Here is an 8,120-nt window from a genome sequence, read left to right on the forward strand (position 1 = left end):
GCCCGAGGGCATGACGAAACCCGCCCACCCGTCACGGAGCGTGCACACGATGCACGTCGCCGAACGGGGACCAACCAGGGAACGCGGGGGACCAGTGCATCCAAAACCGTTCGGGATGCGCGCAGTGCCGGGCAGTGGGTCCAAGGCTCACTCCTGCTCACTGATTAGGAACGGTAGGTCACGAACTCCGGCTTGCCGTGGGCCCCGATCGTGCCCCTGACAATGACGGAGCCGTCCTGCCCCTCACCGACGTTGAGGTAGATGCTGCCGTCCACGGGGTGCACGTGGTGGATGGCGCCATGTCCGACCGTTTCCAGCTCCCGACGGCTGACGACCGCTCCGTTGTCGGCGTCGTACACAACCCACTGGTCCCCGCCCCCGCGGCCCGCCATCGCGTCCGGCCGGTAGACCCACACCGTCCGGCCGTCCAGGGACAGTGCGCAGCCCGGCCGGTGGCCGTAGGGGGTGTCGGAGCGCGGCTCGAAGGCCGACGTCCACACCGGGTCACCGGAGCGCGTGAGGCAGACGACCCCGTTCAACGTGGTGTACACGACGCGCTGCAGATCTGGCCGGACAACCGACTCGACCACCTCGTCGCCGGCCAGCGGCTGGAACACCGCAGCGGGCTCCAGCTTCCCGAAGACGCCGGAGTCGATCAGATAGCAATGGATCCGCCCGTCGCGATGACGGGTGATGGCCTTCGGAGGCTGCCCAGGAATCATTCGGCGAGGCTAACGCCCAGTTCAGGTGCCCCGGCAGGCGGGCCGACGTGACTGTCCCGCCCATGACCACGCCGTCCAACGGGACGGGGCCGGACAACCGACGGCAGCGCAGAGAGGCGAAGGCTCGCCCGGGTTCACTGCACGTAGCCCTGCAGGAGACTCACCCTTCATCTATTGCTACCACCCTGCTACCTTTGCTGGTATGACATCTCAGAAAAGGCAGACTCAGCTCCGACTCGAGCCCGGAGTGCTCGCCGCAGGAAAGGACGCTGCGGCAGCTCGTGGCCTCGACTTCAACCGGTACGTCGAGCGACTGATCGCAGAGGACACATCCGGCGCCAGGGCAGCCGGGATGACCAGTGCGCAGCGCCTCCTGGATGAGCACGGCTCCTTCCTCAACGCCCTCGAGAAGGATCTCGACGCCCAGCACTCCCCCGCTTCCACCCGGGGTGCAGCTGCGTGAGCATGGCCCTGCATGTAGATCTTTCCTGGATCCTCGAGGTGGCCGAACGTGCCGGACACCAGGACCCCGCCCCTGAAGACCTGGGAGTCCCCCTCGCCGCCGTCGCCCGCCACCGCGCCGAGCTGCTGGAGACCCCCGTCTACCAGGGCACCTTCGCCAGAGCTGCGGCCCTGGTGCACACCCTGGGACGGTTGCGCTGGTTGGAGCAGTCCAACTTGAGCGTGGCCTGCGCCGTAGCTGTGATGTACCTCGAAGCCAGTGGCGTCCCTGTGGCACCGACACGGGAACAGCTGTCGGCTCTGGCGCACGAGCTGTACGACCCGCGGTGCTCAGCCGCGCGCATCGCGATGCTCCTGCGAACCTGGCGGGATTGAGAACCGGCCCGGTGTTGTCCGCGGACAACACGGATGGGATTGAGAACCGGCGCGATGTTGTCCGCGGACAACAGGGGCGGGATCGAGAGACCGGCGCGATGTTGTCCGCGGACAACACGGACGGGATCGAGAGACCGGCGCAATGTTGTCCGCGGACAACACGGACTCCGCCTCTGGCTGGAGCGAGGCATCTCCGCTCGGCCGCGGCGGTGGCCTCCCCCAGGGGACCGTTAGCCGTGCCCCGTGGCACCAGTCGGCTTGAGGTCGCCGGGCAAGAGGGAGAACAGAACCAGGTCAACTCGAGCCCCGTTCACGAAGCCGGCGCTTCGCAGGGTGCCTTCGCGATGGAAGCCGGCCTTGAGGGCTACTGCCTGCGACGCGGTGTTCTCGGCGGCAGCTCGTAGTTCCAGCCGTTGGAAGTGCTGGTTGGTCAGGAGCCAGCGCGCCAGGGTGCGGGTTGCTTCGGCGGCAATGCCGTGACCGCGCGCCCAGGGAGAAACCCAGTAGCCAACTTCGCTCACCAGCGCCCGCCAGTCCGTCCTCTTCAAGCCGACTTGGCCCATCAGGCACCCAGTGCCGGAGTCGGTGACGGCGAATTGGATGCCGTCGCCGCTCTCTCGCATCGCGCGCGCCGTTGCTGTGCACCAGGCTGTGGCGTCTTCCAGCGTGTAGGGCTGGGGCAGCGGAAGCCATCGCTGAGTAAGGGGGTCCGCGCAGCTTGCGCGTGTGGCCGGAATGTCGCTGGTGTCGAACGCGCGGAGGACCAGTCGTCCGCTGTGCAAAACCGTCTCAGGAAACAAGCCCAGCTCCACTCGCAACCGGCCCATCGGTTCGAGAGACCGTAACAAGAGCCGCCGGTTCGAAGGCCTGCCACCTGGTCAGAAACGAACACCCTGCCAGTCAAGTCGGCTGCGGCTTGCTCCTCGGCTCGCTCTCGAGTGCTGCGCGTGGGCGGGGAGCAGGCGGGCACGGCGGGCATCGCTGATCGTGGGCAGGGACCATCCCCGCGTGCGCGGGGAGCAGCTGGGGGAGCGGTGGGCGACGTCGGGGCCGTCGGGACCGTCCCCGCGTGCGCAGGGAGCAGGTCTCGCTGACCTGCCGTTCTATCGGGGCGACCAGGCCAGTATTGATGCACTTTCACCGAAACCGACATTGCCTCCCAAACCCCCAATTCACCCATCGCCTCCAAACGGCCCACCTCAAGCATCTCCCCCCCATCCGGGTGACACGCCGCGAAATATCGACCCCGCCTGCATCACAGCACCCATCTAGGTGAGTAAGGTAACCGTATGACCGTCCCATACTCCCCCGATGACAGGGAAAAGGTAGTCGCCAAGTTGCCGGCGGCCTTGCGGCAGGAACTCAAGGTCAGGGCAGCCGAGTTCGGCGTCGATATCAAGGATGCCGTGACCGAAGGCGTACAGGCATGGCGTGCAGATGACGCCGAGCGCGCTCCCGTGGACACCACGGGGGGCAGTTCGTTCTCCACCTATCTCCCCAACGGGCTGTACGGGGAGTTCAAGGACGACTGCAAGCGACGCGGCATCCCCTTCAACCAGGGCATCGCCCAGGCAATCCGACTGTGGCTCGACACGCACCTCTCCCCCCGCCGGCCCGCGACGCGGCCCAGCTGGGCCCGTCGGCTCATCTTCGGCAACCAGAAGGGCGGGGTCGGCAAGACCGCTACGTCCTCCGGTGTCGCACAGGCCCTGGCCGAGGCAGGCAATCGCGTCCTGCTCATCGACTTCGACCCCCAGGGCCATCTCACCAAACAGCTCGGATACGACCTGTTCGACATCGAGTCCCCCAGCCTGGCCAAGCACATGCTGGGCGAGGCGAAGGGCGACCTTCGTGAACTGCTCGTCCCGATAGAGGACGGCGTCTTCAGCGGGCGGTTGTTCATGCTGCCGGCCTGCAAGGACGCGTTCCTGCTCGACGCCAAGCTCGCAACCAGCCGCTTCGTGCGTATCAAGGAGACCGCACTCGAGAAGGCTCTGGAGCCGCTGGAGAAGGAGTTCGACTACATCGTGGTCGACTGCCCGCCCAGCCTCGGCTACACCATGGACACGGCCCTGTACTACTGCCGTACACGCGAGGACGAGAAGCCGGGCCTGTCCGGCATCTTCATCCCGGTGCTCGCAGAGGACTCGTCGGCCGACGCGTACGACATGCTCTACGACCAGATCCAGGACCTGTGCGCCGACATGGAGGTCGAGATCTCGATGCTCGGCTTCATCGTCAACATGTATGACAGCCGCAAGGGTTACATCGCCACGTCGTCGCTGCACAGCTGGAAGGAGATCGGCGACCCGCCGGTCGTCGGTGTCATGCCCGAGCTCAAGGAACAGCGCGAGTCCGTCCGTCTCAAGCAACCCCTGCTGTCCTACGCCCCGGAGTGCGAGCAGTCCGAGGTCATGCGCGCCATTGCTCGGAAGGCCATGTCATGAGTGTCGCCGACCGCCTCGGCACGGGCTCGTCCTTCGGGGGCGTGCCACGCGGCCGCAGCGCCCGGGGCCGGGCGAAGGCCATAGTGCAGGGCGACGTTCCGTCGTACGAGCTGCGGCGCCTTCCCTTGGAAGATGTCGCGCCGACGCCTCTCAACCCTCGTCGCAACTTCGGTTCGGAGGAGGACCTCACCCGGTTCGGTGAGGAGCTGCGCATCGCCCAGCTCGCCGCGTGCGTCGCCGTGTCCCGTTCCGCGTACCTGAGGCTCTGGCCCGAGCACGAGGCGCAGATCGGTGGCTCGGCCCACGTACTGGTCAATGGCGAGCGGCGTTTCCGCAGCGCAGTCCATGTGGGCCTGGAGTCTTTGGACTTCGTCGTACGCGACGACCTGGCGGCCTCCCGCGAGGAGTTCGTCGACCACCTGCTCAAGGAAAACCTTGAGCGAGAGGACTTCGATGTCGTAGAGCGTGCGCGCGGCGTCCTTGAGCTCGTGCGGGTGTGCAGTGAGGAGTCGGAGAAGGGCGCCCGCACGCGGGCGGCCAAGCGGCTGGGGCGTGACCGTTCCTGGGTCACCAACCAGCTCGCTCTCCTTGAACTCCCCGCTGAGCTGCAGGCGATGCTCAGCTCCGGTTCTCTCCCCGAGCGTGACGGCCGTCTGCTGGCACGGCGGCTGAAGGAAGAGCCTGGGCTCGACGGGGCCGGGCTGCTGGCCCACCTCAAGGAGACCCGGGATCTGGAGGTCCGCGCGCGCGAGGAGGAGAAGCTTCTCCTGCAGCGGGCCAGGCAGACGGCCGACGCACCGTCCCCCGTACCGGTCGGAGACACGGAATCGGTGGGTCGCCACTCCCCTGCGGCGGATTCCGTGTTGTCCGCGGACAACAAACTGCCCGAAAAGAAGACGGGTCAGCCTTCTCCGGCTCGGGCAGCGTCTCCTGCGAATCCCGCTCACGGTGAAGAGCGCGTGTTGTCCGCGGACAACACGGCGATGTTGTCCGCGGACAACACGGAGGTCGCCGGTTCGCACGCGACGGCAACATCAGCCGCGACCGTCCCCGCTCCTCTGTTGTCCGCGGACAACACAACCGGCACGGCCATGGCTCCGGCCGAGGCGGACGACCGGGGGAGCGGGACGGCTGAACCGGGGGATGAGCGCAGCTTGCTCCTGGTGCGCCAGCTCGGCGCATCCGTCGAGGAACAGGCGCGAACGCTCGCGTCCGGGCTGCCCCCCGAGCAGTTGACGCAGCTGATCAAGGAACTCCACGCATACGTGTAGGGGCACTCGTTGGTGCGCGCCGGGGCCGGCTGACCCCGGCGCGCACCCGTTTCGGGACCCGGCTGCTCGGAATGCTCGCGTCAACGTAGTAACCATGCTCATCCCGGTCGGCGGGGTCGACTTTGATAACGCGGTAGACGGAGCACCGCTCCATCCCGGAGCAGGCTGTTTCGTACGTCGACGGGGGACCGGTAACTCGCCGCTGCACGCAGTGCAGGCCAGGAGGCAGGCCCTGATCGATGTGTGTTGTCCGCGGACAACACGCGCGACGAGCACGAGCACGCCCCTGCCGAAGTAGGAGCCTTCGCGTGCACCGGGCGAGGCACTCCCCTATACACCGCGGTCTTCGGGACGCCGGTGTCATCGCGGTTGAGGTTGCTGGGCGGGACGGTCGGTAGGGCATGTACCTCCAGGAAGGTGCGACGCAGCCGCCATGTCCCCCCGTCCCGGCGCTGCTGCCCACCGGCACGTCTCCTCCCGGCCGCATCCTGTGGCGTAGCGGAGAGCAAAACCGCCTGTACGCCTCGCTGGTGGCCTGCGGTCCCATGCTTGGTCCGGTCACACCAGGCATGTCACGTTCGGCCGTCAGAAGGCCCGTTATGTGGCTCGACTTTTGAGACTTTCGCCAGAAATGCCCCTCCCAGAACTCTTTGCGCAGCGGCGCGCGCTCTGGAGATCGTGTAGTTGTCCGAGGGGATGGCGATGTCCGTGCAAGTCGCGGGGGATCGCGGGGGAGTGGCAGAAGGCAGTACCCAACTGCGTCCTCACTGGATGGATCCGAGTCAGCGCCATCGTTGGGAGCGGAGCCTTCGTGAAGCGGTTTCGGTGAAGACGAGTAGTGATCCTTGGCCGCCCAGGCTGACGACCGGTGGAACTGTCTTGTGCCCGGCCATTGCCTAGCTGGTCGTTGTTTCGACGACGGCGGACGGCCGCAGGGCTGTGTCAGTGGGTTCCTCTACGGTGCACGGCATGATGCATTGGATACACCGGGCGCTCCCGCACCACGAGGAGACCAACGTCGTCTTCTTCCGAGGTTTGCCTCTGGACGCGCTCGTGCGAGGAGTCCTCGGTCAGCGGCGAATGCCACTCGCGTACGGCAAGGGAACCGACTGGGGCCTGATGATGCACGACATGCTCAGTTGGGACAGCGGCGACTACGACCTTGCCCACTACGGGCGGCTGTGCCCTGACGGTGGCGAACTCGCCGTCTTCGTGACCGAGCCATGCTGGGCGAAGGCCCACGGCCCCTGGTTCGAGTACTACCGCGACGGGAGCCTGATCACAGGATTCAGCTTCGAGAACCTATACGACCGAGTAGGCGAGGAACCTGATCTGTTGCTGCCCGTCCTCATTGCGGCGAATCTGATCGGGCCGACGGCAGATCTTGGGAGAGATGACAATGAGGAACGAACGGTGCAGGCAGTCACCGGCTTCCTCTCCTTGCCCGAACTCGAAATGCCTTGACCGAGGGCACTGAGCGGTCTCGGTGCTGTGCGGCTGCCGTTCGGGTTTGGGACGGGGCAGGGAGGGGCTGCCTCAAGCCAAAGATCCTGCGTGTGGAGTTGACGTCTGATCAGGGACGTCAGGTGCGCGAGCGGCTGCGGGCACGTGATCTCGCGGCGTACCAAGCTGCGTCTGGAGTGCATACGGCTGACGGGGCGTGGTCTGACCGTCCCCGAGGTTCCTGACCTGCTCGAATGTAACGACGTCACCGTGCGGGGTGCGGTCCACCGGTTCATGGCTGGGGGGTTCGACGCGCTGGCGGACGCCCCTCGATCGGGCCGTCCGGCTTCGATCACCTGTGACGACCGCGAAGCGGTGGCCGCGCTCTGCTGGACGAGTCCGCTCGTCAGGGCCGGACGTGGACTGCCGCCGCGTTGTGTGACTGACTGGCAGCCGAGCGGGGGCTCGGGTCTCGGCGGCGTGGCTGACGGAGTTGCTGCACCGGGACGGGTTCCGGTGGAAACGGACCAGGGACACGCTGCGGCACAATGCCGACCCCGTCCTCCAGCAGGCCGCCCGGGCCGAGCTGGAGGAGTTACGGCTTTACGGCTGGGCCCGCATGCGGGCGTGAGGGACCTGTGTTTCCTCGACGAGAGCGGGTTCGCTCCGACCTGCAGGAAGACCGCGGCGGCCGTGCTGTTGGAGTTCGTGTGCACGTAACTGGCCGGCCTGCCTGGCGGTGCAGCCGCGCTGGAGGAGCCGCCTGCGGGCTTCTCTCGCATGCGGCCGTGCACTGTCGTACTGGGCTCCGCGCACGTGGCCCGGGTCTTCAAGGGACGCCGGGAGGAACTGGCCGCCATCGGCGTCGGACGCTTCTACCTCCCACCCCGCAGTCCCGAACTGAATGGCATCGAGCGAGTGTGGCGCTCGGCGAAGTACGAGGACTACCCCGAGCGCGTCTACACCACTGCCGACGCGATCGGCACCGCAGTCGACCAAGCCCTGAACCGTCAACGCGCACACATCAAAGGATCAGCAGCGATCTTCATCAAAGCCGCTTAATCCGCTGCAGGCAGGCCACTTGTATGCGTCCAGGTGTGGCGGTCCAGCGGCTCTCCTCCCTTGGGGCCGCGGCGGTGACACATTGTGTGACGGTGGGAGCTTGGTAGTGCCGGCGAGGGCACGCCGCGCCACGCCCGAGGGCGTCGCCTTTTGCTGCAGCGACGGCGGGCGAAAGAACTCTCTGCGAACGCCCGAGGCCACGGCCTCGGCTCTTCACAACGCGGCGCGACGAGGGGCCAAGACGCAAGACCGCGAAGTTTGCTGATCGGCGGGGCTGTCAAGGGGTGATTTGTGCTGGTGGGAGGGTCTGGACGCACGACGGGACCCCTGACGATGGT

At 66.7% G+C, this 8,120-nt stretch carries 8 protein-coding genes and 3 pseudogenes; 8 read left to right on the forward strand and 3 right to left on the reverse strand.

Annotation, left to right across the window (positions count from 1 at the left end; all coding sequences use genetic code 11):
* Nucleotides 1-173: 173 nt before the first annotated feature.
* Nucleotides 174-722, reverse strand: a pseudogene (locus ACFU5K_RS30385) (hypothetical protein); the annotation flags it as partial.
* 202 nt (nucleotides 723-924) lie between these two features.
* Between ACFU5K_RS30385 and ACFU5K_RS30390 the strand changes: the two are divergent.
* Nucleotides 925-1,185 (forward strand): hypothetical protein, encoded by a 261-nt coding sequence (locus ACFU5K_RS30390; RefSeq protein WP_384067506.1) that lies wholly within the window; start codon nucleotides 925-927, stop codon nucleotides 1,183-1,185.
* Between the two features lie 2 nt (nucleotides 1,186-1,187).
* A complete protein-coding gene (locus ACFU5K_RS30395) occupies nucleotides 1,188-1,559 on the forward strand; it encodes a fic family toxin-antitoxin system, toxin component (protein ID WP_384067509.1) in 372 nt (123 codons plus the stop codon).
* A 230-nt stretch (nucleotides 1,560-1,789) separates the two neighbouring features.
* Here the strand turns inward: ACFU5K_RS30395 and ACFU5K_RS30400 are convergent, their stop codons facing one another.
* Nucleotides 1,790-2,359: a GNAT family N-acetyltransferase gene (locus tag ACFU5K_RS30400; protein ID WP_384067512.1), complete on the reverse strand. Its 570-nt coding sequence runs from the start codon at nucleotides 2,357-2,359 to the stop codon at nucleotides 1,790-1,792.
* A 489-nt stretch (nucleotides 2,360-2,848) separates the two neighbouring features.
* Here ACFU5K_RS30400 and ACFU5K_RS30405 point away from each other — a divergent pair, with 489 nt between their 5' ends.
* A complete protein-coding gene (locus ACFU5K_RS30405) occupies nucleotides 2,849-4,006 on the forward strand; it encodes a ParA family protein (RefSeq protein ID WP_384067515.1) in 1,158 nt (385 codons plus the stop codon).
* Nucleotides 4,003-5,277 carry a plasmid partitioning protein gene (locus tag ACFU5K_RS30410; protein WP_384067518.1) on the forward strand — a complete coding sequence of 425 codons (1,275 nt, stop codon included), beginning with the start codon at nucleotides 4,003-4,005 and terminating at the stop codon, nucleotides 5,275-5,277. Before ACFU5K_RS30405 ends, ACFU5K_RS30410 begins: the two co-directional genes overlap by 4 nt.
* A 317-nt stretch (nucleotides 5,278-5,594) precedes the next feature.
* Here ACFU5K_RS30410 and ACFU5K_RS30415 read toward each other — a convergent pair.
* Nucleotides 5,595-5,705 (reverse strand): annotated as a pseudogene (locus ACFU5K_RS30415) (type I-E CRISPR-associated protein Cas7/Cse4/CasC); the annotation flags it as partial.
* Nucleotides 5,706-6,246: 541 nt separating this feature from the next.
* Here ACFU5K_RS30415 and ACFU5K_RS30420 point away from each other — a divergent pair.
* The 4 genes and pseudogenes from ACFU5K_RS30420 to ACFU5K_RS30435 all read left to right on the forward strand — a co-directional run bounded on the left by ACFU5K_RS30420 (nucleotide 6,247) and on the right by ACFU5K_RS30435 (nucleotide 7,782).
* A complete protein-coding gene (locus ACFU5K_RS30420) occupies nucleotides 6,247-6,741 on the forward strand; it encodes a hypothetical protein (RefSeq protein WP_384067521.1) in 495 nt (164 codons plus the stop codon).
* A 144-nt stretch (nucleotides 6,742-6,885) separates the two neighbouring features.
* A pseudogene (locus ACFU5K_RS30425) lies at nucleotides 6,886-7,077 on the forward strand (helix-turn-helix domain-containing protein); the annotation flags it as partial.
* A gap of 85 nt (nucleotides 7,078-7,162) precedes the next feature.
* The gene (locus tag ACFU5K_RS30430) at nucleotides 7,163-7,351 is read left to right on the forward strand and encodes a winged helix-turn-helix domain-containing protein (protein ID WP_384067527.1); all 189 of its coding nucleotides are present in this window, start codon (nucleotides 7,163-7,165) and stop codon (nucleotides 7,349-7,351) included.
* A gap of 149 nt (nucleotides 7,352-7,500) precedes the next feature.
* Entirely contained in the window at nucleotides 7,501-7,782 is a 282-nt protein-coding gene (locus ACFU5K_RS30435; protein WP_384067524.1) for a hypothetical protein, read from the forward strand.
* Nucleotides 7,783-8,120 lie beyond the last annotated feature (338 nt).

The sequence above is a fragment of the Streptomyces sp. NPDC057428 genome, assembly GCF_042803195.1.
Classification (GTDB): domain Bacteria; phylum Actinomycetota; class Actinomycetes; order Streptomycetales; family Streptomycetaceae; genus Streptomyces.

Excerpts from the sequence above, each read along its gene's own strand:
- ACFU5K_RS30390 (WP_384067506.1), top strand. The coding sequence starts at position 925 with ATGACATCTCAGAAAAGGCAGACTCAGCTCCGACTCGAGCCCGGAGTG.
- ACFU5K_RS30435 (WP_384067524.1), top strand. The coding sequence starts at position 7,501 with ATGCGGCCGTGCACTGTCGTACTGGGCTCCGCGCACGTGGCCCGGGTC.
- ACFU5K_RS30405 (WP_384067515.1), top strand. The coding sequence starts at position 2,849 with ATGACCGTCCCATACTCCCCCGATGACAGGGAAAAGGTAGTCGCCAAG.
- ACFU5K_RS30410 (WP_384067518.1), top strand. The coding sequence starts at position 4,003 with ATGAGTGTCGCCGACCGCCTCGGCACGGGCTCGTCCTTCGGGGGCGTG.
- ACFU5K_RS30395 (WP_384067509.1), top strand. The coding sequence starts at position 1,188 with ATGGCCCTGCATGTAGATCTTTCCTGGATCCTCGAGGTGGCCGAACGT.
- ACFU5K_RS30420 (WP_384067521.1), top strand. The coding sequence starts at position 6,247 with ATGATGCATTGGATACACCGGGCGCTCCCGCACCACGAGGAGACCAAC.